This window comes from Streptococcus sp. SM5 (assembly GCF_027497975.1).
Map to the genome: position 1 here is coordinate 142056 of NZ_JAJNSC010000001.1, position 25444 is coordinate 167499.

The window sequence follows — 25444 nt, forward strand, 5'->3', positions numbered from 1 at the left end:
TATGTGGGGAATAGATTTATATTCTATAGTGCAATAACTTGTACTTAGAGAGCATTACCTCCTTTTTTAACCACCCCATGACATCAAAAGTATTTAATGGATCAGACATAATAGCCAGTTCTGGGACCCGTATAGTTGAGAAGGTTTCAATTTAGAATTCTACTAGATTACAAAAGAATCTATGAGTAATTTCACTGTTTTTATTTTTTACAAAACGCTTTATAAAGCTATTTGTTGAAATTAACGAATCAATTTTCAGAGCAAATAAAAAATCGCAAGCCTGAGCCTTCGGAGGGGATAATCTTTTTTGAAATTTTAAATAAAAAAGGAGCATTTAAGCTCCCTCCTTTGAAATAACGGACACTTGGCTGGTCGGTGTACCCAGCATCTCAGATACCTTTTTCAAGGTGCGGCAGGAACCTTTCTGCCCTCAAATGTCTTTCGTTAATATTATTCTAGCACTATCTACTTTTTTTGTCAAGTTTTCTCAATCTACCAGACTTAATACGACTTTGTAACTTGTAATCTTGTAAACGATACATGGTCGGAACATAAAAGAAATCACCACTTTTATGTAACTTGATGGCAACAAGAACATTATCATCAAATCTTTTAACATATTCAAAACTAGCATCTTTCTCTCGTGGATTGACCCCAACGAAATCTGGATTATCTAGTATAAGTTCCAGATCTTCGATATGATGAATCACATCATTATGATGCCGTTTCAACATATGACTTCTTAAACCTTCTTTGTTAACCTTGATATCACTCGCTTCAATAATAATATTAAAAATTTCTTTTACTTCGTCGGTAACCTGACCGATTTTTTCGTGATTCATAATTTCCTCCGTTACTTCATAACTATTATATCACAACCATATATCAGGATATATCAAGCTCTATTATTCCTTAGATACTCAATTTTAACTTTTCCCTTTTCCTCAAAATAATAGTATAATAGAGGTAGAATTTAGAATCGAGGTACACCTATGGCTGTAAAATTTACAAAAACGGACGACTTGGACAAGATGTTTGAAGAGTTTGCGAAACTCCCTGATTTGAAACAAGTCACTTTCCCTGATGACAAAGAGAAAAAAGCCAAAGCAGAAAAGAAAAACTAGATGACTGCTTTCCAACAACTCCCATCTAGTGTGCTTCAGACTGGGGCTATTTTTCTCTCTATAATCATTGAAGCCCTACCATTCGTTCTGATCGGAAGTATTGTTTCAGGACTGATTGAGGTTTATATCACACCTGAAAAAGTTTATCATTTTCTCCCTCGCAATCGTTGGGGGAGAATCTTTTTTGGGACCTTCGTTGGGATACTTTTCCCTTCTTGTGAATGTGGAATCGTCCCCATTATCAATCGTTTTCTGGAAAAGAAGGTCCCCAGTTACACGGCTGTTCCCTTTCTCGTAACAGCACCTGTTATTAATCCTATTGTCCTCTTTGCAACCTATTCTGCCTTTGGCAACTCCTTCCATGTCGCCCTGTTACGAGCTCTTGGTTCCATTCTTGTAGCTGTGATACTTGGGATTTTTCTAGGATTTTTCTGGAAAGAACCGATTCAAAAAGAAAATCGTCTAGCTTGTCATGAGCACGATTTTTCTCACTTAAGCTCTGCAAAAAAGATTTTTCAGGTCTTTGTGCAGGCCATTGATGAATTTTTTGATACGGGACGTTACTTGGTATTTGGCTGTCTCTTTGCCTCTGTTATACAGGTCTACGTTCCGACACGCATTTTAACTTCTATCAGTGCAACCCCTCTTTTTGCCATCCTACTCTTGATGATTCTGGCCTTTCTTCTTTCGCTCTGTAGTGAGGCGGATGCTTTTATCGGTGCTTCTCTTCTCTCAAGTTTCGGTTTGGCACCAGTTCTGGCCTTTCTTGTGATTGGCCCAATGCTGGATATCAAAAATATTCTCATGATGAAAAATTACTTGAAAGCACGATTTATCAGTCACTTCATAACGATTGTAACTCTGGTTGTTTTAGTCTATTCTCTCTTGATTGGAGTCATCCTATGATTCGATTTTTAGTTTTAGCTGGCTATTTTGAATTGACCATTTATCTCCATTTGTCAGGCAAATTAAACCAGTACATCAACATGCACTATTCCTATCTGGCCTATATTTCCATGGTGCTTTCTTTTATCTTGGCTATTGTTCAATTGTATATCTGGATGAAGCAAGTCAAAACCCACAGTCATCTGAACAGCCGAGTGGCGAAGGTGACGAGTATTGCTCTTCTGGCCATTCCAATTGTCGTTGGTTTAACTTTTCCAACTGTTAGCTTGGATTCTCAGACCGTTTCTGCTAAAGGCTATCATTTTCCGCTATCAGAAGGAACGGATCAAGCCATTCAGACCAGCGAAGGGACGACAAGCCAATATTTGAAACCAGATACCAGTTCTTATTTTTCAAAAATAGCCTATGAAAAGGAGATGCGAACGGCGGCGGATAAATACTTGTCCCAAGATAGCATTCAGATTACGAATGAAAACTATATGGAAGTCATGGAAGCCATCTACGACTATCCAGATGAGTTTGAGGGCAAGACAGTCCAGTTCACAGGTTTTGTCTACAATGACCCCAGTCATGCCAATAGCCAATTTTTGTTCCGCTTCGGCATTATCCACTGTATTGCAGATTCAGGTGTCTATGGATTGCTGACCAAGGGAAATACTCGTCAGTATGAGAATAACACCTGGATAACAGCCAAAGGAAAACTGGTCAATCACTATCATAAAGAACTTAAACAAAACCTCCCAACCTTGGAAATCGAAAGCTTTACAAAAGTCGATAAACCAGAGAATCCATATGTATATCGCGTGTTTTAAAAAAGTAGCCTGGAAAGGGCTACTTTTTCTATTTAGAAATAAGAATCTAAAGTATGGAAAATTTTATATAAAACTCCGATTTCCTACTCAGCATCCTTCCAATTCCGAGCAATTTCTTCATCTTTCTGGAGTTGGTCTACCAGTTCTTCAACGGAGTCAAATTTGACCATTTCACGGACACGGTCTAGCCAGTAGACAATAACTGTTTCACCGTAAATATCATCTGAAAAATCAAAAATATTGACTTCAAAACGTGGCTCTTCTCCATCGAAAGTAACATTTTTCCCGACACTCGCCATTCCACGGTATCTTTTACGCTGCACTTCGATATCGACTACGTAAACACCATCTGCTGGCATATAGGTTCGATCTCTTAAAACTAAGTTTGCTGTTGGGTAACCGATAGTCCGTCCACGAGCATTACCATGAACAACCATTCCACGTGACGGTAGAGGAGTTCCAAGCAAATGACCAGCTTCCCTGACATCCCCATCAAGAATAGCTTGACGAATACGAGTAGAACTAATTTTCCCCTTTTCATCCTCAACAGGTGGAACAATGATGATTTCTCCATCAAAATAGTCCTTCAGATCATCTGCGGTTTTCTTATCAGAACCAAACGTGTAATCGAATCCTGCTACGATAATAGCTGGTTTTAATGCTCTAACATAGGTATCAAAGAACTCTTGACCCGTTAAACTAGCAAATTTACTACTAAAGTCAAGTAAGAAAAGAGCCTCTACTCCATGCCATTTCATCTTATGTTCTCGTTCTTCATGGCTGACAATATGAAGCATTAATTCTGGCTGGTACGGTTGCAAAGCAAGCTTAGGGGACTCTGTAAAGGTCATCACGACAACTGGAAGATAATCTTTCATTGAAGCCTTGCTAGCTACTTCAAAAAGCTTCTGATGTCCCTTATGAATACCGTCAAAATAGCCTAATACAAGAACTGTTTTATCAGGTACTGCGATGTCTTTTTCATTTTTTATAGGTACTGTTGTAATCATGAAACTATTATATCATAGAGAAAGCCTTTTCGCTAAAAGGAAAGCCCAAATGTCGTTTTTTGCCCCTGAACTGACCTTAAAAAATCATTCAAGATGTTAGTTTTAAAAAATAGCATCCCCTAAGAGATGCTATCGTTTGGTAACTAGTCTACTGTTTCTTCCAAATCTTTTAACTTAACCGAAACAATTTTTGAGACACCTGACTCTTGCATGGTCACTCCATAGATGGAATCAGCCGCTGCCATGGTTCCTTTACGGTGGGTTACGACGATAAACTGGCTGTCCTTGTCAAATCGATTGAGGTAATCTCCAAAGCGTTTAACATTAGCTTCGTCCAGCGCAGCTTCCACCTCATCCAAGATGACAAATGGAATGGTCTTGACACGAATAATGGAGAAAAGCAAAGCAAGAGCTGATAAGGCTTTTTCACCACCACTCATCAGATTAAGAGACTGGATTTTCTTGCCTGGTGGTTGAACAGAAATCTCAACCCCAGCTGTCAGCAAGTCTCCTTCAGTCAAAATGAGATCCGCCTGACCTCCTCCAAACATCTGCTTAAAGGTCACTTTAAAGGACTGACGAATAGCTTCAAAGGTTGATTTAAAGCGTTCCTTAACCTCATCATTCATCTCTGTAATGGTCTCAAGGAGCAGATTTTTCGCTGACAAAATATCATCTCGTTGACTATTTAGGAAATCCAGACGGTTGTGTACTTCTTCGTACTGGTCAATAGCTTCTATATTGACAGGACCTAGTGAGCGAATAGCCTTCTCTAAATCTTTAACCTCTTGCTCTGCCAGATTGAGGTTTTCAAGTTCATGTGCCTTTTCTAGAGCTTCAGTATAGCTAATCTGATACTGGTCTGTTAATTGACTTTGTAGATGGCGCAAGCGCTCGCTAACCTTTTCTTTCTTTGCTTCAGCACGAGTTTGCTTGCGAATCCACTCTTCATTCTGCTGGCGGGCCTGTTCCAAATGACTGGCAATATCATCCAGCTGACCTTCTATATCATCCAATTCAAACTGCTTGCGAATCAAACCTTGTTGGAGGTTTGTTTTCTGAGTTTTGGATTCTTCGGCCTGCTGGGCTAGAAGCTCCGTATCAACCTTTTCAAGATTGTCAACTTTTTCTTGAAGAAGGCGCTGGATTTCCTCTTGTTCGATATCTAAATTGTCCAATTCCTTGCCTAAGCGCTCAATATCAGCTAGTTCATAACGTTTTTGCCCTTGCAGTTCTGTCTTAAGCAAGCGAGCTTGCGCTACCTGTTCTTGCAAGTTCTGATAGCGTTCTTGGATGGCGTTTTTGTTAGACTTAATCTCTTCAATCTCAGCTTCCAGATTTTGCTTTTCACTGGCGATAGTAGTAAGGCGCTCTTGGCATTTTTCCTTATCCGTTTGCCAATCTCCCTCAGAAAGACGATTTAATTCTTCTTCTTGGAGTTTCCAAAGAGTTTCCAGTTCTTCAACTTGCTGACTGGTCTGCTGATAAGCGAGCGACAAGCCTTGCTCCTGAATACGGGCCTGTTCTCCCTGAGATTTGATGGCTTCTAATCTTTCTGTCAATCTAGCCATCTCATCTTGCAAGGCCTTCAAACTCGCTTCATCTGTACGCAAGCTTGCTTCTTCTTCAGCAATTTCTTTTTGTAATTGTTCCAGTTCTGGCTTGATGAAGATACTGTTGTTCTGGCGATTAGCTCCACCTGCATAGGAACCACCTGTACGCAGCTCTGTCCCATCCAATATCACCATACGGACCTGGTAATGAACTTGTCGAGCAGCTGCACGCGCGTGTTCTACAGTATCAAAAATAGCCGTCGTAGCTAGCAAGTTCTTGAAAATAGCTTCTAGTCTCTTATCAAAGGTCACCAACTCATCTGCCATGCCCAGAAATCCCGGACTTGCAGCGATAGCATCTTGATTCTGGCTAGAAATCGTACGCGCCTTGATAGTCGTCAACGGAAGGAATGTCGCACGACCGGCTCTATTTCGTTTAAGGAAATCAATAGCCTTGGTTGCCGCGTTTTCATCTTCCACGATGATATGCTGACTGCTGGCTCCAAGCGCAATCTCTAGAGCAGTTTGATAATGAACATCAAAGGTCAGGTGTTCACTAACTGCACCAATAATCCCACCAAGGCGGTCTTTTTCTTGGAGAACACTCTTAACACCCGCGTAAAAGTTGCTATGATTTCTCAGGATATTTTCCAAACTTTGAGCTCTGGCCTGCTTGTTTTTAAGACTGTCCAGACGGTCAAAGAGTTGACTTTGTTGAACTTGATAGGAAGTTTTCTGCTCTTCTTGCTCCTTGGCAATAGCTTGATAGTCAGCCAATAATTTCCGAACCTGCTCCTTGGCAGTTTCAAGCTCAGCCTCTTGCTGACTAGCCTTCTCTTTAGCTGAAGCCAGTTGTTCTTTGAGCTTTTCTAGTTGGTCTGCTTGTTTTTGAGAAAGCTGACGACTATTTTCCAACTCATTCTCGATGCGTGTCAGTTGGTTTGAGACATCCGCTTCTTCCTGTAAAAGCGCCACAAAGCGTTCACGTAAGAGCTCAATCATCTGATCAGGATCATCTGAAAAAGCTAGTAATTCAGCTTCTAAACGATTGAGTTTTTGATTATTTTGGATTAGATTGTGTTCTAATTGTGCCAAGTTCTCTTCTTTTTCAGCCTTTTCCTTACTTAGAACCTTTCTCTTATCTTCCAAAGTAACCAAACGTGCTTGTGCTTCCTGTTGATTCAGAGCTACTTGCTCAGATTCCAGTTTCGATAAGGCTAATTTTCTCTCTAAATCACTAATTAGACTGGTCAAATCCATCAAACTGCCCTGGTCTTTGGCCATCTCAGCCTGTAAATCTTGACGTTGCTTCTTGAGATTCTGATTTTCTTCTTCTAATTTTTCACGCTTTTGGTAATAGCTCATCAAGAGTTCCTGAACCTGTGCCAACTCTTCTTCTGTCGACTCTAGTTCAGCCTTATTTTCCTTGATTTGAGCAACGAGCACGTCTAAATAAATAGCCTTGCGTTGACCTTCCAAGTCTAAAAACTTACGGGCATTCTCAGCTTGCTTCTCAAGAGGCTTGATTTGATTATCCAACTCGTAGATAATGTCCTCTAAGCGGTCTAGATTATCCTGAGTTTGTTGCAGTTTACTCTCTGTTTCTTTTCTGCGAGTCTTGTATTTTAAAACCCCAGCAGCCTCTTCAAAAATGGCACGGCGTTCTTCAGGCTTGGAGTTGAAAATCTCCTCAACCTTGCCTTGTGAAATGATAGAAAAAGAATCTCGTCCCAAACCTGTATCCAAGAAAAGATCATGAATATCACGCAGACGAACTTTCTTGCCGTCAATCTTATATTCGCTATCTCCGCTACGATAGATATGGCGTTCTACCCTGATTTCTTGACCTGCGTCCTTGATAAATCCGTCATTATTATCCAGAGTCACAACTACAGAAGCATAATTGAGCGGTTTGCGACTTTCAGTTCCAGCAAAAATGACATCCGGCATCTTGCCGCCACGGAGACTCTTAACACTTGACTCCCCCAAGGCCCAACGCAGACTTTCTGTAATATTCGACTTTCCAGATCCATTGGGTCCAACGACTGCCGTCACACCTTGGTCAAAGACAACCTTGGTCTTATCTGCAAAAGACTTGAATCCCTGAATTTCGATTTCCTTTAAATACATGAATCCAGCCCTTTCTCGACGGCATTTTTGGCAGCTTCCTGCTCTGCTAATTTCTTAGAACGACCTTGACCTTGACCGATGCTCTTGCCTTCAACCAGAACTTCTACATCAAAGATCTTATCGTGAGCAGGACCCGTTTCAGAAATTACCTGATAACGAATAGCCACATCCCCATTGACCTGAAGTAACTCTTGGAGATGGGTTTTGTAATCTGTAATCATCTCAAACTCGCCTGCTTCAACCTTAGGAATCATGACTTGATAAATAAATTCCTTGACCTTGGCCACATCCTTGTCCAAAAGGAGGGCACCGAGAAAGGCTTCAAAGGCATCACCAAGAATGGTATCACGATTGCGACCACCCGATTTTTCTTCCCCCTTACCCAGCTTGATAAATTGATCAAACTGGCAATCACGCGCAAAACCAGCCAAACTCTCCTCGCGGACAATCATGGCACGGAGTTTAGACAAGTCACCCTCAGGTTTTTTAGGATATTTTTTATACAGATATTCTGAAATCAATAACTGTAGAACAGCGTCTCCTAAAAATTCCAAGCGTTCATTGTGTGAAATTTTTAAGAGGCGGTGCTCATTGGCATAACTCGTATGAGTAAAGGCAGTTTCCAATAAATTTCTGTCTGCAAATTCGATTGCAAAATGATTCTTTAGTACAGTTTGTAATTCTTTCATACCAACCTCTTTCTAACTGATAACAGTCCTTTTTATTATATCAAAAAAAGCCCCCTGAGTCACTTTAAAACGGGACTGGAGGGGATTTAGGCATTCTTTAAAATAAGATTTTCAGTTTTATACTCAATGAAAATCAAAAAGCAAACTAGGAAGCTAGCCGTAGGCTGTACTTGAGTACGGTAAGGCGACGCTGACGTGGTTTGAACTTGATTTTCGAAGAGTATTAGGGGCAAATTTGAGGCAGGATAAAGAAAAAGCCCTATTAAAGGCTTTTTTAGGATGTTTACATCCACCCTGAGGGAATCGAACCCCCATCTCAAGAACCGGAATCTTACGTGATATCCATTACACTAAGGGTGGAAACTTGTTTTATTATAACAAAAATTTGCTCTAATAACAAGTTTTTTTCTAGTGAGGTAGCCCGTCTTAGTGGGACGCATCCCCATTCCAGATGGAGTTTTTAACGATAACATAATCAACGTGTTTAAGGTCAGCAACCTGACGTCCACCTGCATAAGAAATAGCACTTTGAAGGTCTTGTTCCATCTCAGTTAAAGTGTCTTGCAGGTGACCTTTGGCAGGAAGCAAGATGCGTTTTCCTTCGACGTTTTTATAAGCACCTTTTTGATATTGTGAAGCTGAACCGTAGTATTCTTTGAACTGTTCACCATCAACTTCGATTGTTTTCCCTGGACTTTCGATGTGTCCTGCAAAGAGAGAACCAATCATGACCATGCTGGCACCAAAGCGGATAGACTTGGCAATATCACCATGAGTACGAATTCCACCATCAGCGATAATAGGTTTACGTGCAGCCTTAGCACACCAGCGTAAAGCAGCTAACTGCCAACCACCTGTACCAAAACCAGTCTTGACCTTGGTGATACAAACCTTACCAGGACCGATTCCAACCTTCGTAGCATCTGCTCCAGCATTTTCAAGTTCACGCACGGCTTCTGGTGTTCCCACATTTCCAGCAATGACAAAGGTATCTGGCAATTCTTTCTTGATGTGTTGAATCATAGAAATCACGCTATCCGCATGACCGTGAGCAATATCAATCGTGATGTACTCAGGAGCATCAGCCTTGAGCTGGCTAACAAAATCATACTCATAGTCCTTAACACCGACGGAGATAGAAGCAATAAGGCCTTGATCGTGCATGCGTTTAATAAAAGGAATGCGTCCTGCCTCATCAAAACGGTGCATAATGTAGAAGTAACCACCTTTAGCTAGTTGCTCTGCTACATTTTCATCCAAAATCGTCTGCATATTCGCTGGCACAACAGGTAGTTTAAAGGTGTGATTTCCTAGAGTGACACTTGTATCTGCTTCTGCACGGCTTTTAATGACACATTTATTTGGAATCAATTGAATATCTTCGTAATCAAAAATTGGAAATTCATTTAACATATCGATGTCTCGTTTCTTTTGTAATGACCTACCTATGCTTGCGCATCTCTACGCCTTTTCCGACGTTTCCTTAATTAATTATAAATCAAAGTACAGATTTTGTCAAATAATTTTATAAATTAAAATATAATGTTCGGATTTTTCTTGCGTAAATAGAAAAAAGAGGGGAAATTGTTTTCTCCCCACTTCTTCTACATTCTAATAATACTCCCCCTGACGGTAGTCCCATGAGTTAAAGGTGTCTGACAGGTGCATCATGATTTTATCAATGTCAAGCCCTTTACGGATTACAACTGGTGCTGGTGATGTTGAACGAGCTCCTCCTTGTTCTGGGATGAGTTTGCCGTCTTTATCAACCATAGAGACCATCACACCTTGCTCATAGCGAGTTTCAATCGTTTTGTCAGGCTGGATAGAAGCAACGTAGTCATCTGCCTCAATGACAAGGTCCACTGCCCCTTCGATACGTTCTCCAATACCATCTACTTTACCACGGTTTCCTTTTCCAGATGGGTTGGCTGATGAGGCATAGACCATTTTACCTTCTTCCCAAAGTTTAGCAGCCAACTGTTCACCAGCTTTACCAAACTTGATGACAAAACAGCTAGTGCCACGAACGTCTGTCATAAGTTCTTCTCGGCCATCACCGTATGCTTTGAGTTTTTCAAAAGCTTCTGGTTTCCAAGGAAGGATACAGCCAAGGAGAATATCTTCGTCCCAATGTTTTTGGTAAAAGGCTTCAATTTCTGGGTTGAGTTGTGCTAAAGTGCGAAGTTCATCCATGCTACCACAGAGAACCACACCTGGTTTGTTACGGTTACGTTCTTTGGCTTCAAACTTACGTTCAAGACCAGCCTTATCGCTAGTCATGATGATGTAACCAACTTTTGTAGGGCAAACGATACATCCGCCCTCACCTTTTAAAATGTCATAGCCTTCTTGTGAAAGTGTTCCGTTCCATTGAATGTGTTTTGTCATAGTTCTATTTCCTTTTCTATTTTTCTTCTAATCCTGCCAGTATGCTGGTCGTTGTTTTTCATAAGCAGCAATCAAATCTTCATACTGCAAAGTAATACCGATATCATCCAAACCATTTAAGAGCTTGTGTTTCCATTCACTATCGATTTCAAAAGTGAATTCTCCAACTGGTGAGATGATTTTTTGTTGATCCAAGTCCACAGTTACCTGGTCACTTGGTTTTAGCTGGGCCAGTTTCTCTCTAACCTCTCTGGGCTGTACAATAGGCAACATGCCATTATTGAGTTCATTATTGTAATGAATATCACCAAAAGACCCTGCAATCACAACTTTAAAACCATAGTCTGCTAGAGCCCAAGCTGCATGTTCCCTCGAAGACCCTGCCCCAAAGTTATCCCCTGAGATGAGGATAGTTGCTTTACGGTATTCAGGCCGGTTAAAGACAAAGTCAGGATCCTCAGTATACTTGTCATCCAAATAACGCCAAGCATACATGAGATACTTACCAAAACCTTTTTTGTCAATCAACTTTAGAAACTGCTTGGGTAGGATTTGGTCGGTGTCAATGTTATCATTCATGAGAGGAACAGTCGTTCCCGTATAAACTGTAAATTTCTCCATATCCTCTCCTTACTGAGCTTCTGGCATTTGCCGAACATCTACGAATCGCCCTGCGATAGCTGCCGCAGCTGCCATGGCTGGACTGCAGAGATGGGTCTTAGCGCCAAATCCTTGTCTGTCCTCAAAGTTCCGATTGCTGGTTGAAGCACAGTGGACACCATCAGGTACCTTGTCAGGATTCATCCCTAGACACATGGAGCAACCTGGGTCTCTCCATTCAAAGCCAGCATCTAGGAAAACCTTATCTAAGCCCAACTTCTCAGCAGCTCGTTTGACAGGACGAGATCCTGGAACCACGATAGCCGTTAAATTAGGAGCAATTTGCTTTCCTTTGACAAATCGCGCAGCCAGCTGTAAATCGCTGAGACGAGCATTGGTACATGAACCGATAAAGATATAGCCTAGTTCAATATCTGCTGGCTTTTGACCTGGTTCCAAATCCATATAATTGTAGGCTCTCTCATCATTCATGTCCTTAATTTCTGGGAAGCTACTGTCAAAGTCAACACCCATAGCAGGATTGGTTCCCCAGGTAACCATAGGAGCTAGGTCTGAGACATCCATCCGGATAACCTTATCGTAAACGGCATCATCATCACTGACAATTGTTTTCCAATCCGCCACAGCCTCTTCGAAGTCCTCTGGAACACATTCCCGTCCCTTAAGATAATCATAGGTGGTTTGATCCGGGTTCATGATTCCCATCTTAGATCCAAACTCGATGGACATATTGCAGATGGTCATTCGCTCTTCCATGCTCAGTGCATCAATAGCCTGTCCACGATATTCCACAACATAACCAACACCACAAGCAACGCCGTATTTAGCAATTAAGGCGAGAATGAAATCCTTGGAATAAACTCCTTTTTGAGGAATACCAGTGAATTCTACCAACATTTTCTTGGGTTTGACTTGCCAGAGGGTTTGAGTAGCAAAAACATGCTCAACTTCACTGGTCCCAATTCCAAAGGCGATTGCTCCGAAAGCTCCGTGGGTTGCCGTATGGCTGTCCCCACAAACGATGAATTTTCCTGGTTGAGTTCTTCCAGTTTCTGGTCCAACCATGTGAACAATTCCTTGTTTTTCAGAACCATGGGCCGCATGTTCAATCCCAAACTCCTCAACATTTTCAGCTAGCTTATCAATTTGCGCCTTGGAAATGACATCTCGAATATCGTAGATATTGACCGTCGGGACATTGTGGTCAAAGGTTCCAAATGTCAAGTCTGGTCGTCTCAATCTGCGTCCTGCATCTCGTAGTCCTTGAAAAGCCTGAGGGCTGGTCACTTCGTGGATATAGTGCTGATCCACATACATGAGTTGCGGCTGCCCCTCTTCTCCTGTGACGACATGACGGTTCCATAATTTATCAAAAATCGATTTTCCTGCCATCCATTACCTCCAAATAAAATATAAGGCTACTAGTGTGGACACCATCCCGAGAAACCAAACTGTTTTAAAATACCATTTTCGAGTCTTGTGGTGAAAGATGATTCCTGCTAGCCAGGCACCAAAACCACCACAAGTAAAGGATAAAATAAGTAAGATTTTCTCAGGGATGCGCCAAGCTCTTCTCCTTGCCTTGGATTTGTCAATACCATAAATCAAGAAAACCATGACATTCCAAATCAAAAGGACTAGAGTAATTTTTTCGTCTAACTTCATAACCTTGCGATAATAGCTTCCGTCATTTCCTTGGTCGAAGCCTGTCCTCCTATATCTCTCGTTAAAATTCCAGCTGCTAAACTTGCCTCAACAGCACGCTCGATACGCTCTGCATCCTCATAACGTCCGAAACTATTTCTCAACATCATGGCAACTGATAAAATCATGGAAATAGGATTGGCAATTCCTTGACCTGCAATATCAGGCGCTGAACCGTGAATAGGTTCATAAAGACTTGGTCCATTTTCAGAATGACTGGCTGATGGCATGACCCCAAGTGTACCAGATAGGACGCTTGATTCATCAGATAAAATATCTCCAAAAAGATTCTCCGTCACGATGACATCAAACTTGGCAGGATTGGTAATCATGAGCATGGCAGCTGAGTCTACCAGCTGGTGTTCCAAGGTCACATCTAGGAAATCCTGTGCGACCTTCTCAGCTACTTTCCGCCAGAGTTTTGAAGTCGCTAGAACATTTTGCTTATCGATACTAGTAACGATTTTTCTGCGATTTCTTGCAATTTCAAATGCCTTACGAATAATCCGCTCTATTTCTTCATAGCTGTATTCGTTGATATCACGCGCTTTCCGCTCTTCAAGGATATGATCCCCAAAGTAAATCCCGCCTGTCAACTCCCGCACAACGACAAAATCTACACCAGCAATTCGTTCTGGTTTTAGTGGTGACAAATGCTTGAGACTCTCAAAAATCTTAACAGGGCGAATATTAGCATAGAGATTTAGTTCCTTACGGAGAGCCAGCAAGCCTTGTTCGGGCCGGACCTCTACTCCATCATACTGAGGACTACCGATAGCCGCTAGGAGAATGGCATCTGCTTCTCTACATGCTTTGAGGGTTTCACTAGGTAAAGGATGGCCTGCTGCATCAATTCCTGCACCTCCAAAAGGTCGTTTGTCTATTTCATAGTCAAAGCCTGTTTTTTTAGCTATAGCTTCCAGAACCTCTAACCCAGCATCCATGATTTCTGGGCCGATTCCATCCCCTGCCAGAACTACTATTTTCTTTGTCATAGCTTTCTCCTTTACACACTAGGCATATCACGATAGGAAACACTGCGTCCCATCTCACCAGCATTCTCTTTTTGAACAAAGGTATTAGCATTGATGTAGGCAATAGCAGATGCTTTCAGTACATCGAAATCAAGCCCTGCTGCATTAAAGATGGTTTCTGTATCTCTGTTTTCAACAGTGACCAAAACCCGAGCTTGGGCATCAATTCCATCTGTCACAGCGTCAATAGTATAGGACACCAAGCGGACGGATTGGTTAAAGAACTTATCGATAGCGTTAAAGATTGCTTCAACAGAACCTTGCCCTGACGCATTGAAATCAACTTTCTCACCATCCATATTGGCTAGGCTAACGAGTGCTTCAATGTCATTATCTGCATGAGTTTGAAGTTGTAAATCATCAAAGTGGAAGCCTTCTGGATTTTCAACCATGGTTCCAGCTACCAGAGCACGAATATCTGCATCTGTGATTTCTTGTTTCTTGTCGGCCAATGCCTTGAACTTAGCAAAGAGTGGTTTGATATCCTCTTCTGTAAAGTCTAAGGCCAGTTCTCTTAGTTTTTCAACAAAGGCATGGCGACCTGACAATTTTCCAAGTGGGAGGCTGTTACTCTTGACACCGACCAATTCAGGGGTGATGATCTCATAAGTAAGAGGATTTTTAAGGACTCCGTCTTGGTGAATACCAGATTCGTGAGAGAAGGCATTGCCACCAACTACAGCCTTGTTTTTAGGAACTGGAATACCAGAGAAGCGAGAAACCATTTCTGACGTATTGATGGTTTCATTTAAAACAATACTAGTTTCTGCTTGATAGTAATCTTGGCGAATATTGAGGGCTACTGCAATTTCTTCCAAAGCAGCATTTCCAGCTCGCTCCCCAATACCATTGATGGTTCCTTCGACACGTCCTGCTCCGTTCTTGACAGCAGCAAGGCTATTAGCTACTGCCATCCCAAGGTCATCGTGACAGTGAGGTGAATAGATAATCTGACGATCTGTCTTAACATTCTCAATCAAGTATTTGAAGATAGCACCATACTCTTCTGGTGTGGTAAATCCTACCGTATCAGGAATATTGATATAAGTCGCACCTGCATCAACCGCTGTTTGAACGACTTGTAAGAGGAAATCCAACTCTGTTCTGGTCGCATCCTCAGGAGAGAATTCGACAACCTCAAACTTGGAACGTGCATAAGAGACATGCTCCTTAATAGCTTCTAGAATCTCTTCCTTGCTCTTATTGAGCTTATACTTGCGGTGAATGGGACTAGTAGCGATAAAGACGTGAACCTGTGGATATTTGGCATCCTTGAGGGCTTCGTAACAAGCATCAATATCAGACTTGACAGAGCGGGCCAAACCAGTCACTGCCGTTTTCTTCAAGGTCTTAGCAATCTCCTGAACTGCCGTAAATGAGTCTGGACTAGCCGCTGGAAAACCAGCTTCGATGGCTGAAATGCCCCATTTCTCCAGCTGTCTTGCAATGGCAATTTTTTCCTTGATTGAAAAGTTAACACCCGGTGTCTGTTCTCCATCCCGAAGGCTGGTATCTAGAAATTCAACTGTTCTCATAAGATTTCCCCTTTTCCAAATGTGGTTTTAAAAAAACATCTCGCTCAGAAACCCAAGCGAGATGTTGATTCACTCCCGCTTGGTAAGCCAAACAGGACTAATGCTTTTTGCACTAGCCCGAGTACCTCAACAACAAAGCGAATTGATTAAACTTAGCTGCTTTCATGTTTGACTTTCTCCTTCGTTTGATATCTTGTTTAGTATTTTAGCATAGGCAAAAGTACTTGTCAAGAAAAAATCCAATATTTTCTGAAAATTTCTTCAGTAGAGAATATTTTGCTAATTGAAAGTTCTTGAAAAATATTGAAATGTTTCATTTTTTAGTGGTTAAATTCCAGCTTCTTTCTATCAATTCCAGTACTTCTTCATCTGATAAAGTATCATCAAGCGCCACACTAATCCAGTAACGTTTATTCATATGAAAAGCTGGATAAATGCCGTTTTTTGAAAGTAAGTCAGCTACTTGGTCATGTTTGAGGTTGACTGCTTCCACCTGTCCTTCTCTGCCCTTTTCCAGCTTATCCCAAGAGATTTTCATCAAGACGGCATACCACTTTTTATTTTCTTCGTGTCTTAACACTGCTGTATCAGGCGATTTCTCCCACAAATACTCCAACTGATTTCCATACTTTTCCTGAACCTGAAACATGGTACGCTTAGTCTGAGGATAGATAAAATCCTGTACCTCAAAACAAGCCTTCCGAATCTGGTAGAGAATCTCCAAACAAGCCTCACGGACACTTGCAACAAAACTTCCTTTAAAACTTTCCATATGAACTTGAGGATAGAGGTCACCAGTCTCCTGGTCAAAGACTTGAAAACTCACATTATCAGTAGTGATGGACACAGTCATGACAAAGTCACCCTGCAAAATTTGGCAACTATAGATCCACACTCCACCATTTTCTACAAAACCATAATCATGAGCCTTTTCTTGATTAAACTGATAGGATTTAAAAATTTCAAACATAAGTGAAAACTGCTACCCAAAGCTAGCAGTTCCTTTCTATTTTTTAAAAGACAACCTTGGTTCCATGTAATTGTGTCACGCCTAGCTGATCGATAAAGGTTTGACGGTTGTCAAGGTCAATCCCCCCACCTGGTAGAATTTCAATTTTACCTTTAGCGTGCTCCAAAATTCTGTGATAGTGAGCAAAACGTTTTTCTAAGGAGTCGCCAGACACACCAGCGCGAGTTAGGATACGAGTGACTCCAGCTTGACTAAGCCAGTCAATAGCTTCCAGTTGATCATCATCACTCAATTCATCAAATGCCATATGAAAGACAATTTCCATTCCTTTTGACGCAGCTATCAACTTCTCCAGATTAGGCTCATCCAACTTTTTGTCAGCAGTTAAAGCACCAAATACAACTCCTTGACTTCCAGCCTGAGCAGTCAAGCGAATGTCTTCTAGCATAATAGCAATTTCTAGTTCATTATAGACAAAGTCACCACCACGTGGACGAATCATAGTCATAATGATCGTATCATAGTTAACTGCCAGTTCAACCGCTGCCTTAGTCACTCCATAGCTGGGTGTTGTCCCACCAACTGCAAGATTATCACAGAGTTCGATTCGACGAGCTCCAGCCTGCATCGCTTTTTCAAGTAAGGTCACATTTTCAGCACAAAATTCATAAATCATTTGATTCTCCTTGAAGATTACTTTAAATTTATTATATCATATTGTTGTGAATATGCTTTCAATTTTATCAAGGCAAATAACTACTATTTTAACTATTCTTTGTCTGGAATAACCTTAAAGAGATAATAGGTGATAAAGATGGTCAAAGCACCCAGACCGATTTTGACTGGTAAAAGAGGTGCAAAAAAAATGGAAATTCCCATCAAGATGTAGATAGATACGATGATTTTTTTCTTTCGTTCACGCGCAATAGACTTAGTCTCGCGAAAATCAGCTACATATGCTTGATAGAGCTTGGTATGATAAAGCCAGTCTTCGAAACGCTTGGAACTTCTGGAGAAACAAGCAATAGACAGTAAAAGAAAAGGTGTTGTAGGCAACAAGGGTAAAACTACCCCAACAAGAGCCAAGGCCAGTGATAAGAAACCAATTATTAGATAAATAAGACGCATAACTACTCCTAATTAAAATAATCTTCTTCTAGTTTCGCATACAATGGTGAATTTTGTCAAGCTCCAACCAGAAAGAGCCTGAAATTCACTTTCAGGACTCTACTCTTATTTAATCTTTTCTTCCTCGTAGTCACCCTTGCTACAAACAACCTGCTTGCCACCACCACGGACTTTTTTCTCCATGAGGAAGTGTCCACATTTTGGACAGTCACGACCAACAGGCTTGTCCCAAGAAGTAAATTCACAGTCTGGATAGCGATTGCAACCATAGAAGAGGCGGTTACGTTTTGTTTTACGCTCAATGATTTGTCCCTGATGACAACTTGGACACTCTACACCGATTTCTTTCACGATTGCTTGGGTATGACGGCAATCTGGGAAATTGCTACAAGCGTAGAACTTACCAAAACGACCAAGTTTAATGACCATTGGACTGCCACACACTTCACAATCAAATCCAGCTGGTTCATCCTTGATTTGGATTTTTTCCATTTCTTCTTCAGCCTTGGCCACTTCTTTAGAGAATGGTTTATAAAAGGCGTCAATAACACGTTGCCACTGCTCTTTTCCAACCTCGACATCATCCAGTTTGCCTTCCATTTCAGCTGTAAAGGTCACGTTTACGATATCTGGGAAATATTCAACGATGAGCTTGTTAACAATTTCTCCCAACTCTGTCGGTTCAAAACGTTTGGCTGCAAGGCGAACATAATAACGTTTCTGAATAGTTTCAATGGTTGGTGCGTAGGTTGACGGACGACCAACCCCATTTTCCTCCAAGGTCTTGATCAGTGTCGCTTCAGAATAACGAGCAGGCGGTTGAGTGAAATGCTGCTCTGGTTTGCTATTCACCTGTTTGACCACATCTCCAACAGCCATCTCTGGTAACATCTTATTCTTGTCAGAATCATTGTAAATGGCAAGATAACCATCAAACTTAATCTGACTACCATTAGCAGCAAATTGGACCCCATTTTGAGACAATTTAACGGCCATGGTATCAAAGACAGCAGCTGTCATCTGACTCGCTACAAAACGATTCCAAATAAGAGTATAAAGCTTGAGCTGATCCTTGTCCAGATACTTAGCAATACTTTCAGGTGTGTTAAAGACACTAGACGGGCGAATAGCCTCGTGGGCATCCTGAGCTCCTGAAGCATTTTTGACCTTGCTACCATGCTTAGAATACTTACTACCAAAACGGTCCGTAATGAAGCTTGCTGCCTCATTTTGCGCTACAGGACTGATACGAGTCGAATCGGTACGCATATAGGTAATCAAACCTTGAACACCAGAACCAATATTAATCCCTTCATAAAGCTGTTGGGCAACCATCATAGTCTTTCGAGTACGGAAGTTAATTTTATTGGCAGCGTCCATCTGCATGGATGAAGTGGTATAGGGTAAAGGAGCATTGCGTTTGCGCTCTTTCTTATCTACCTGATCCACTGAAAAATCTTTACTAGTCAGACGAGACAAGACTTCCTTGACCTCATCATTGCTAGTCAGTTTCAGCTTTTTACCATCCACTCCATAGAAGGAAGCCTGAAATTGCTTGGTACCCTTTTTAAAGACACCATCAATTGTCCAATATTCTTCTGGCTGGAAGGCATTAATTTCATTCTCACGATCAATGATTAACTTAAGCGCAATAGATTGAACGCGACCTGCTGACAAGCCCTTCTTAACCTTCTTCCACAAAATAGGCGAAATCGAATAGCCTACCAAGCGATCCAAAACACGACGAGCCTGTTGGGCATCAACCAAGTCCATATCAATCTTGCGTGGTTCTTTAAATGCATTTTTGACTGCATCCTTGGTGATTTCATTGAAGACCACACGGTTAGCATCATTTTCATCCAAGTTGAGAATATGAGCCAAATGCCAAGAAATCGCTTCTCCTTCACGGTCCGGGTCACTCGCCAGAAAGACTTTATTAGCTTTTTTGGCTTCTTTTTTCAAGTCATTGATAAGAGGACCTTTTCCTCGGATATTGATATATTGCGGTTCATAATTATTTTCAATATCGACTGACATACTGGATTTCTTCAAATCACGGATATGCCCGACACTGGCTAAAACCTTGTAGTTTCTACCTAGATATTTTTCAATCGTCTTGGCCTTAGCAGGCGACTCCACGATTACTAGATTTTTTTTAACTGTTGATTTTTTCTTTTTTGTTGCCGTAGCCACAGTATCACACCTTTTCAAAGTAATAAACTTTATAAAGTGTAAACCATTTTGCCATAACTGTCAAGACTTAGCTCCTATATATAGAAGAAAAGTTTGTCTAGTAAGCGGACTTTCTTCTTATACTCAATGAAAATCAAAGAGCAAACTAGGAAGCTAGCCGCAGGCTGTACTTGAGTACGGCGAGGTGAAGTTGACGTGGTTTGAATTTGATTTTCGAAGAGTATTAAAATTCAAATTCCGCAAGAACATCTTGCCCACTGGTGACCAATTTTGCTCCTTCCTGAATCAAATGATGGCAACCGTCTGATAATCCATCTAAAATGCTACCAGGAATAGCAAAGACATCACGCCCTTCTTCCATTGCTCGCTCACAGGTAATGAGACTACCTGAACGCATCTTAGCCTCTGCTACAATCACACCACGGCAAAGTCCAGCAATGATGCGATTACGGGCAGGAAAATGAAATTTCAGAGGTTGTTCACCAGGTCCATACTCACTGAGAACTAGATGATCATTTCCGATGTAGTCTTGCAAGCGTTTATTGGCTTTAGGATAAAACACATCCAGCCCTGTTCCAATCACTGCAATGGTTTTGCCACCATTCTGGAGAGCTGCCATATGAGCTGCTGTATCAATGCCCTTAGCAAGACCACTTACAATAACCAGTTCATTTTCCAAGCCCTGAATAACTTTTTCAACTGACTTAGCTCCCTGTTTGCTACAAGCACGACCACCCACAACCGCTACCTTAGGAAATTTCAAGAGGTCCAGATTTCCCTTGTAAAATAAAAGCACAGGTGCATCGTATATTTCACTTAGATCCCAAGGGTAACAGTCGTCTAAAATAGAGAAAGATGGAAACTTTTGAAACTCCTTCTCCAAATGCGCATCGTCTATCTGAAAATAACGTTCCGTAAAAACAGCTGGATTTCGGCAACCTGATATATCTGCAATATCGCCCAATAAAAGTTCTTGATCAACATTTTCACCGTATTCTAGCACTTTCAAAACCTGTTGATTGGTCAAACCTGATTTTTTTAACTTATAGATTTCATAGTTTGTGATTTTCATAAATAACTCCATTTCTTTTTCTACTCATCTATTTATTCGTAAAAAAATCAAAAAAACATCCGACTATTTCAGTCAGATGTTAGAATCTTTAATTTTCGTTTTTAAGAATTTCTTCTAATTTGTGATAGTCTTGGACGCTATCAATATCATAGATGCTATTGCCTTCTAATTCTTCAACATAGACATCTAGCTCTTTGATATTATCCTTAACCATATTGTCCCAGTAGAGATCAACAAATTCACCACTTGCATAAGCCTTATCGATAAAGCCGACAATTTTTTCTGCAGTTGGAGCATCCCAGAAAGATACACCACTAAGAATACGACCTGCCTTGCTATCAACAATAATGTCTTGAACCTTGTAGTCATCTCCATAGACCAAGAACCATTCGTTGGTACAATCTTCACGATAAACACTAAAATAAGTCGAACGAGTCAAATCATTACGGAACATATTTTTAAAGAGATAATTATCGGCATCAATAACATAACTGTTGGCCAATTCTTCTTTTACAAGATAGAGAGAATAAAAGTTATTGTAGGCAGCGTATTTATCATTGAAGACAAGGCGAACCCCATATTTTTCTTTCAAGTAATCGAATTGTTCTTTAAGGTAACCAACAATGAAGATGTCATTGATTCCTTTTTCTTTTAAAAACTCAATTTGGTATTCAATCAAGGGTTTTTGATTAACCTGAACCAAGGCTTTAGGAGTATTTTCAGTCATAGGACGCAAGCGAGTTCCCAATCCCGCTGCTAAGATAATGGATTTCACACGAATCTCCTTTATTCTTTAATAATAATATAAACTCCAGCAATAACGACAAGTGACGTAATAATTGTCAGCATATCTAGCGGTGCACCCAAGAAAACAACTGCAAACAAGACTGTCCATACTACATAGCTCACATTCAAGCCTGTAGCCTTGACTGGTTGCAAGCGATTGATAGCGATATAATAAGCCAAATAGGAAATCATATCAAAGGCTGCAAAGACAATCATAAGACTTAACAATTGTCCATTGGCCACTTCTGCAAATGACTGATGAGAGAAGAGCACAATCACAAGATAGGACAAGAATGAAGTCACTTGACGAATCAAGAGGGCTTCGATTTCACTCAATTCACTTTCCATGGCAAAAGAGCTAAGAACACTTTCGCTTCCCCATGCAATAGCACAAACCAAAGCACAGAGAATCCCAATGTAGTAGGAATTGACCTGTTCAACCATATAGGTCTGAGCAACTATCCCTCCAATAATTAAGACAATCTCAAATACAGTATTTTTTGAAATCTTGTGCTTTAAAAAGAAGAAAGCCAATAAAACCGAAATCGCAGGGTAAATAGCCGACACAGATGAAGCTAAGGAACTTCCGATATACTTAACCGCATAAAGATTGGCCTGCATACCGATAGGGCCTGCTAGCCAGGCTCCGATGATAACACTAACATTGCGAATATTTAAGAAAATTGAGAGACGAACTTTTCCTTCTTTTACCAAGAGAAAAGCTAGTAAGATAAAGATACTCAAGAAATCGTGAGCAGCGGCCACCACAAAGGGAGACAAATCTGTAAAAATCGAAAAGATATAAGCACTAATCGTTAGACCTAACCCCCAGAAAATACCTGAAAGTAGACCAAAAGAAACTCCACTTTTATTTTTCATCTGAACCTCCATAATAGGCCAAACCTTTAACAGCTCTTTGGTAACGATTCACACCATAGTCACCAAAATCTGCGCCTTGCTCTTCCTTATAGACAGTCCATAGACTCCAAATAGTATCTTGCAAAATTTTATAGATCGCAATCTTTTCACAAGAGACAGGTGTTTACTCACTCTCATAGTGAGACAATAAGGCTTCTTCCTCTTGACGAGTGAATTCAGACTCTAAAAAGAAAGCAGCCAAATCCCACATTGGATCGTTCATTGATGAATATTCCCAGTCAATCAGATAAAGTCGTCCTTGAGGTGATTCGATAAAGTTTTCAGGCACCAAAACGATATGACAAGATTTTCTGTCAACACCTAAGTCAGCTAGTCTTTTCCCTAAAGAGAAGACTGCATTTCGAACAGCTTCATAGTTGGCATAAGGGATTTTTTCCTCAATCAAGGATTCGTATTTCTTGATTTCTTCGAAAGGAGCAAATTCTCCTCTTAATTCCTTGCCAGAAGCATGAATGGTTTGTAAAATTGGAGCAATTTCATCAAATTTGGTCTTGATTGTAGTTGAATCAAGCGTAATCGCAGATTCGATATACTCATTTACTTTGAAACCAACTTCAATATCAAAAAGATAATTTTTTACATCTAAGTCTAAATCCTTTAGTAGTTCAAGATTGTACTTTTCATCTTGACGATTGATCAGCTTTTCTGTCCCTTTACCAAAGAATTTAACAATATATTGCTTATTTGTTGTTTTGGCCAAATAGTTTTGATTGGTCATTCCCCCCAGTTGTTCAACACTGAGGACTTACTCTTCTGCACTAAGTAAGGAAGAAATTTTTTCTTTAATAATTTTCTCCACAATTAACCTCCAGCACTTATACTTCCCACTTAAACACAGTTTTAAAGGCTGTATTTAAATCGGTAGCAAAGACACGGTGAATATCTTTAATTTCCCTTACAGGTTCTTCTAGATAAAGGATATTTTTAAGACGATTAGCGAATTTCTTGACTTCCATCATTTGGATTGCATTTTCAAAATCAATGCGACCAGAACGAGAGGAACCAACCAAGAGCAAGCCTTTTTCTAAGGCATCGCGTGTATTGATATTAACTTTATACTCGCTAACTCCCATCATAAGGATCGTTCCCTGAGGACGAATATAGCGAATCAAATCATTAATAGCCGGTCCAGTACCATCCCCACCACAACACTCAAAAGCATGGTCAAAGGCCAAATCTTCAGGAATATTATCAGTGATATAGCATTCTTTGGCAAATGAGAAAAGTTCCAATTTTTCCCAATGACGACCAATAACCACAATCTCTGCTTCTGGCAAAGTATAGTTGATAATATTGGCAACCACAAAAGCTAAACTTCCATCTCCGATAACGGCGATTCGGTCCCGCTTGCTATGAGCAAGGGTCAATAAGCGATTCATGGCATGCATACCGACACTAACGAACTCTGTAATCGCAGCAACCGTATCTTCAATAGCATCATAAGCCACCACACGGTCTTTAGGGAGAGAAACAAACTCTCGCATAAAGCCATCAAATCCACTAGACAAGAAATGGATCCCTGTCATGTAGTTCTCATAGAATTCTTCATCACTCTGCATAGGAGGCTGATTGGGAATCATGACAACTTTTTGACCAACTTCATAGGTTCCTGTCGGGTCAGAAATAACGGTTCCACATGACTCGTGAATCATTGCCATTGGAAGCTTTTTATTCAAAATCTTTGGATCACGTTTTCCTTGGTAGTAACGCTGATCCGCATGACAGACCGCCATATAATTAGGGCGGATGAGGATATGATTCTCTTGGTCAATAGCCTCTTCCTGATATTTGACATTGATAAACTTAGGCTTTGTTAGTTGGTAAATTTGATTAATCATTTTATTACTCTTCCTCAATCATGCTTTTTGCAATCTTCAAATCTGTTACTGTAGTAATTTTCAGATTTGAATATTCACCCTTAGCCAAGGCTACATCTTTTCCTTTGATTACAAAGATTTTACATGCATCTGTTAAGATTTCTTTCTCTTCGGCAGAGAGAGAACCGTAAAGATCCATGAAGTCCTTGCAACGGAATGTTTGAGGTGTTTGTCCTTGATAGAGGTGAGCACGATTTGGAATATCTGTAATAAATTGACCGTTAGTACTTTCAACGATAGTATCAACCGCTTCTACCACTGTGTCCACTGCGTCATGATTTTGAGCAAGTTGGATATTGTCCTGAATCATGCGAAGCGTAATAAATGGACGAACAGAATCGTGGGTAACAACGATGTCCTCTGGAGTAAGCGGACGATAAGCATCAATGGCTTCAATGATTTTCTCAATACTCGTATTACGGTCAGCACCACCTTTTGTAATGATGATACGATCTTTATGAAGAGGTAGATATTTATCTACAAGATCCTCTGCATGGGAAACCCAGTCTCCATGAACCCCAACCACAATTTTTTCAATACTTGGTTCCAAGACAAATTTTTCAATTGTATGAACCAAAATAGGTCGATCACCTAGCTCTAAAAATTGTTTTGGCAAATTACTGATTCCCATACGTGTGCCAGTTCCACCGGCAAGAATTCCTGCATAAATCATCTATTTTCTCCTTTGTCTTACTAAAAAAACTTATTCTCTCTATTATACCACAATCTAGTCCTATCATAAAAGAAATACTAGTCATCCCGTTCTAGAATAGGAGGATTAAGCAGTTCCATTATTCAAAGAAACTAGTCCATTTCTAGTAGTGACTAGGAATTCAATAGTCATTACTAATAAATGGCTGTGAAATTTTAGAGTTCTTCAGAATAATATAGTTTTCTTAAAGAAAGCTTAAATTTATATTTTCTTAATACAAGAAAAAGCTAGGAAATGATAAATGTCCAATAGAGACAC

23 protein-coding genes, 1 tRNA gene and 2 pseudogenes are annotated in these 25444 nt (G+C 40.5%); 3 read left to right on the forward strand and 23 right to left on the reverse strand.

Going from position 1 to position 25444, the window contains the following annotated elements; translation table 11 throughout:
• Window positions 1–44: 44 nt before the first annotated feature.
• Together PAN07_RS17430 and PAN07_RS00645 are read right to left on the reverse strand one after the other, a co-directional pair.
• A pseudogene (locus PAN07_RS17430) lies at window positions 45–127 on the reverse strand (acetyl transferase); the annotation flags it as partial.
• A gap of 334 nt (window positions 128–461) precedes the next feature.
• Complete coding sequence (locus tag PAN07_RS00645; protein WP_084863369.1) at window positions 462–842, reverse strand: PBECR2 nuclease fold domain-containing protein; 381 nt, start codon at window positions 840–842, stop codon at window positions 462–464.
• A 150-nt stretch (window positions 843–992) separates the two neighbouring features.
• On the opposite strand from PAN07_RS00645, the gene PAN07_RS00650 reads away from it, so the two are divergent.
• From PAN07_RS00650 to PAN07_RS00660, 3 genes are read left to right on the forward strand one after another with little or no spacing between them, the layout of a single operon-like run.
• Entirely contained in the window at window positions 993–1124 is a 132-nt protein-coding gene (locus PAN07_RS00650) for an SPJ_0845 family protein (protein WP_004234728.1), read from the forward strand.
• Window positions 1125–2030, forward strand: coding sequence for a permease (locus tag PAN07_RS00655; protein ID WP_020901433.1), 906 nt, complete (start codon window positions 1125–1127; stop codon window positions 2028–2030).
• Window positions 2027–2842 (forward strand): TIGR03943 family protein, encoded by an 816-nt coding sequence (locus PAN07_RS00660; protein WP_084863367.1) that lies wholly within the window; start codon window positions 2027–2029, stop codon window positions 2840–2842. The genes PAN07_RS00655 and PAN07_RS00660 overlap by 4 nt, the downstream gene beginning before the upstream one ends.
• An 83-nt stretch (window positions 2843–2925) precedes the next feature.
• Here PAN07_RS00660 and PAN07_RS00665 read toward each other — a convergent pair whose 3' ends face one another.
• The 21 genes and pseudogenes from PAN07_RS00665 to PAN07_RS00765 form a co-directional block, all read right to left on the reverse strand.
• Window positions 2926–3852 (reverse strand): bifunctional riboflavin kinase/FAD synthetase, encoded by a 927-nt coding sequence (locus tag PAN07_RS00665; RefSeq protein WP_084863365.1) that lies wholly within the window; start codon window positions 3850–3852, stop codon window positions 2926–2928.
• A gap of 143 nt (window positions 3853–3995) precedes the next feature.
• Window positions 3996–7535, reverse strand: coding sequence for a chromosome segregation protein SMC (gene smc / locus PAN07_RS00670; RefSeq protein ID WP_269796703.1), 3540 nt, complete (start codon window positions 7533–7535; stop codon window positions 3996–3998).
• On the reverse strand, window positions 7526–8224 hold the full coding sequence (rnc, locus tag PAN07_RS00675; protein WP_120718712.1) for a ribonuclease III: 699 nt from the start codon (window positions 8222–8224) through the stop codon (window positions 7526–7528). The genes smc and rnc overlap by 10 nt, the downstream gene beginning before the upstream one ends.
• A 288-nt stretch (window positions 8225–8512) precedes the next feature.
• Window positions 8513–8584, reverse strand: a tRNA-Arg gene (locus tag PAN07_RS00680).
• 66 nt (window positions 8585–8650) lie between these two features.
• Window positions 8651–9637 (reverse strand): GMP reductase, encoded by a 987-nt coding sequence (locus tag PAN07_RS00685; protein ID WP_000931164.1) that lies wholly within the window; start codon window positions 9635–9637, stop codon window positions 8651–8653.
• A gap of 198 nt (window positions 9638–9835) precedes the next feature.
• Window positions 9836–10615, reverse strand: a complete 780-nt coding sequence (locus tag PAN07_RS00690) for a Sua5/YciO/YrdC/YwlC family protein (protein WP_223330561.1) — start codon at window positions 10613–10615, stop codon at window positions 9836–9838.
• A gap of 27 nt (window positions 10616–10642) precedes the next feature.
• On the reverse strand, window positions 10643–11236 hold the full coding sequence (gene leuD, locus PAN07_RS00695; RefSeq protein ID WP_269796704.1) for a 3-isopropylmalate dehydratase small subunit: 594 nt from the start codon (window positions 11234–11236) through the stop codon (window positions 10643–10645).
• A 9-nt stretch (window positions 11237–11245) separates the two neighbouring features.
• Window positions 11246–12628, reverse strand: a complete 1383-nt coding sequence (leuC, locus tag PAN07_RS00700; protein ID WP_269796705.1) for a 3-isopropylmalate dehydratase large subunit — start codon at window positions 12626–12628, stop codon at window positions 11246–11248.
• 3 nt (window positions 12629–12631) lie between these two features.
• A complete protein-coding gene (locus PAN07_RS00705; RefSeq protein ID WP_124787366.1) occupies window positions 12632–12901 on the reverse strand; it encodes a DUF1294 domain-containing protein in 270 nt (89 codons plus the stop codon).
• Entirely contained in the window at window positions 12898–13935 is a 1038-nt protein-coding gene (leuB, locus tag PAN07_RS00710; RefSeq protein WP_269796706.1) for a 3-isopropylmalate dehydrogenase, read from the reverse strand. Before leuB ends, PAN07_RS00705 begins: the two co-directional genes overlap by 4 nt.
• 11 nt (window positions 13936–13946) lie before the next feature.
• Window positions 13947–15509 carry a 2-isopropylmalate synthase gene (locus PAN07_RS00715; protein WP_261150278.1) on the reverse strand — a complete coding sequence of 521 codons (1563 nt, stop codon included), beginning with the start codon at window positions 15507–15509 and terminating at the stop codon, window positions 13947–13949.
• Between the two features lie 313 nt (window positions 15510–15822).
• Window positions 15823–16479 carry an MmcQ/YjbR family DNA-binding protein gene (locus PAN07_RS00720; protein ID WP_269796707.1) on the reverse strand — a complete coding sequence of 219 codons (657 nt, stop codon included), beginning with the start codon at window positions 16477–16479 and terminating at the stop codon, window positions 15823–15825.
• Between the two features lie 43 nt (window positions 16480–16522).
• Window positions 16523–17155 carry a copper homeostasis protein CutC gene (locus tag PAN07_RS00725; protein ID WP_261072681.1) on the reverse strand — a complete coding sequence of 211 codons (633 nt, stop codon included), beginning with the start codon at window positions 17153–17155 and terminating at the stop codon, window positions 16523–16525.
• A gap of 92 nt (window positions 17156–17247) precedes the next feature.
• Window positions 17248–17607 carry a YbaN family protein gene (locus tag PAN07_RS00730; protein ID WP_261072680.1) on the reverse strand — a complete coding sequence of 120 codons (360 nt, stop codon included), beginning with the start codon at window positions 17605–17607 and terminating at the stop codon, window positions 17248–17250.
• 105 nt (window positions 17608–17712) lie between these two features.
• The gene (gene topA, locus PAN07_RS00735; protein WP_261072679.1) at window positions 17713–19800 is read right to left on the reverse strand and encodes a type I DNA topoisomerase; all 2088 of its coding nucleotides are present in this window, start codon (window positions 19798–19800) and stop codon (window positions 17713–17715) included.
• A 223-nt stretch (window positions 19801–20023) separates the two neighbouring features.
• A complete protein-coding gene (dprA, locus tag PAN07_RS00740) occupies window positions 20024–20872 on the reverse strand; it encodes a DNA-processing protein DprA (RefSeq protein WP_084863350.1) in 849 nt (282 codons plus the stop codon).
• Window positions 20873–20960: 88 nt separating this feature from the next.
• Window positions 20961–21647: a sugar phosphate nucleotidyltransferase gene (locus tag PAN07_RS00745; RefSeq protein WP_084863348.1), complete on the reverse strand. Its 687-nt coding sequence runs from the start codon at window positions 21645–21647 to the stop codon at window positions 20961–20963.
• Window positions 21648–21658: 11 nt separating this feature from the next.
• Window positions 21659–22537, reverse strand: a complete 879-nt coding sequence (locus tag PAN07_RS00750) for a DMT family transporter (protein WP_084863347.1) — start codon at window positions 22535–22537, stop codon at window positions 21659–21661.
• Window positions 22527–23396 (reverse strand): annotated as a pseudogene (locus tag PAN07_RS00755) (phosphotransferase family protein). Before PAN07_RS00755 ends, PAN07_RS00750 begins: the two are co-directional and overlap by 11 nt.
• A gap of 16 nt (window positions 23397–23412) precedes the next feature.
• Complete coding sequence (locus PAN07_RS00760; protein ID WP_084863345.1) at window positions 23413–24435, reverse strand: ribitol-5-phosphate dehydrogenase; 1023 nt, start codon at window positions 24433–24435, stop codon at window positions 23413–23415.
• 4 nt (window positions 24436–24439) lie between these two features.
• Window positions 24440–25147, reverse strand: coding sequence for a 2-C-methyl-D-erythritol 4-phosphate cytidylyltransferase (locus PAN07_RS00765; protein ID WP_049552516.1), 708 nt, complete (start codon window positions 25145–25147; stop codon window positions 24440–24442).
• Window positions 25148–25444: the final 297 nt, after the last annotated feature.

What these genes read in the sequence shown, in the direction of transcription:
- PAN07_RS00705 (WP_124787366.1), bottom strand. Translation starts at nt 12,901, where the DNA reads ATGAAGTTAGACGAAAAAATTACTCTAGTCCTTTTGATTTGGAATGTC.
- leuC (WP_269796705.1), bottom strand. Translation starts at nt 12,628, where the DNA reads ATGGCAGGAAAATCGATTTTTGATAAATTATGGAACCGTCATGTCGTC.
- PAN07_RS00645 (WP_084863369.1), bottom strand. Translation starts at nt 842, where the DNA reads ATGAATCACGAAAAAATCGGTCAGGTTACCGACGAAGTAAAAGAAATT.
- PAN07_RS00660 (WP_084863367.1), top strand. Translation starts at nt 2,027, where the DNA reads ATGATTCGATTTTTAGTTTTAGCTGGCTATTTTGAATTGACCATTTAT.
- PAN07_RS00650 (WP_004234728.1), top strand. Translation starts at nt 993, where the DNA reads ATGGCTGTAAAATTTACAAAAACGGACGACTTGGACAAGATGTTTGAA.
- rnc (WP_120718712.1), bottom strand. Translation starts at nt 8,224, where the DNA reads ATGAAAGAATTACAAACTGTACTAAAGAATCATTTTGCAATCGAATTT.
- PAN07_RS00665 (WP_084863365.1), bottom strand. Translation starts at nt 3,852, where the DNA reads ATGATTACAACAGTACCTATAAAAAATGAAAAAGACATCGCAGTACCT.
- PAN07_RS00725 (WP_261072681.1), bottom strand. Translation starts at nt 17,155, where the DNA reads ATGATTTATGAATTTTGTGCTGAAAATGTGACCTTACTTGAAAAAGCG.
- smc (WP_269796703.1), bottom strand. Translation starts at nt 7,535, where the DNA reads ATGTATTTAAAGGAAATCGAAATTCAGGGATTCAAGTCTTTTGCAGAT.
- PAN07_RS00720 (WP_269796707.1), bottom strand. Translation starts at nt 16,479, where the DNA reads ATGTTTGAAATTTTTAAATCCTATCAGTTTAATCAAGAAAAGGCTCAT.
- PAN07_RS00750 (WP_084863347.1), bottom strand. Translation starts at nt 22,537, where the DNA reads ATGAAAAATAAAAGTGGAGTTTCTTTTGGTCTACTTTCAGGTATTTTC.
- PAN07_RS00760 (WP_084863345.1), bottom strand. Translation starts at nt 24,435, where the DNA reads ATGATTAATCAAATTTACCAACTAACAAAGCCTAAGTTTATCAATGTC.
- PAN07_RS00655 (WP_020901433.1), top strand. Translation starts at nt 1,125, where the DNA reads ATGACTGCTTTCCAACAACTCCCATCTAGTGTGCTTCAGACTGGGGCT.
- PAN07_RS00715 (WP_261150278.1), bottom strand. Translation starts at nt 15,509, where the DNA reads ATGAGAACAGTTGAATTTCTAGATACCAGCCTTCGGGATGGAGAACAG.
- PAN07_RS00765 (WP_049552516.1), bottom strand. Translation starts at nt 25,147, where the DNA reads ATGATTTATGCAGGAATTCTTGCCGGTGGAACTGGCACACGTATGGGA.
- dprA (WP_084863350.1), bottom strand. Translation starts at nt 20,872, where the DNA reads ATGAAAATCACAAACTATGAAATCTATAAGTTAAAAAAATCAGGTTTG.
- PAN07_RS00690 (WP_223330561.1), bottom strand. Translation starts at nt 10,615, where the DNA reads ATGACAAAACACATTCAATGGAACGGAACACTTTCACAAGAAGGCTAT.
- leuB (WP_269796706.1), bottom strand. Translation starts at nt 13,935, where the DNA reads ATGACAAAGAAAATAGTAGTTCTGGCAGGGGATGGAATCGGCCCAGAA.
- PAN07_RS00685 (WP_000931164.1), bottom strand. Translation starts at nt 9,637, where the DNA reads ATGTTAAATGAATTTCCAATTTTTGATTACGAAGATATTCAATTGATT.
- PAN07_RS00730 (WP_261072680.1), bottom strand. Translation starts at nt 17,607, where the DNA reads ATGCGTCTTATTTATCTAATAATTGGTTTCTTATCACTGGCCTTGGCT.
- leuD (WP_269796704.1), bottom strand. Translation starts at nt 11,236, where the DNA reads ATGGAGAAATTTACAGTTTATACGGGAACGACTGTTCCTCTCATGAAT.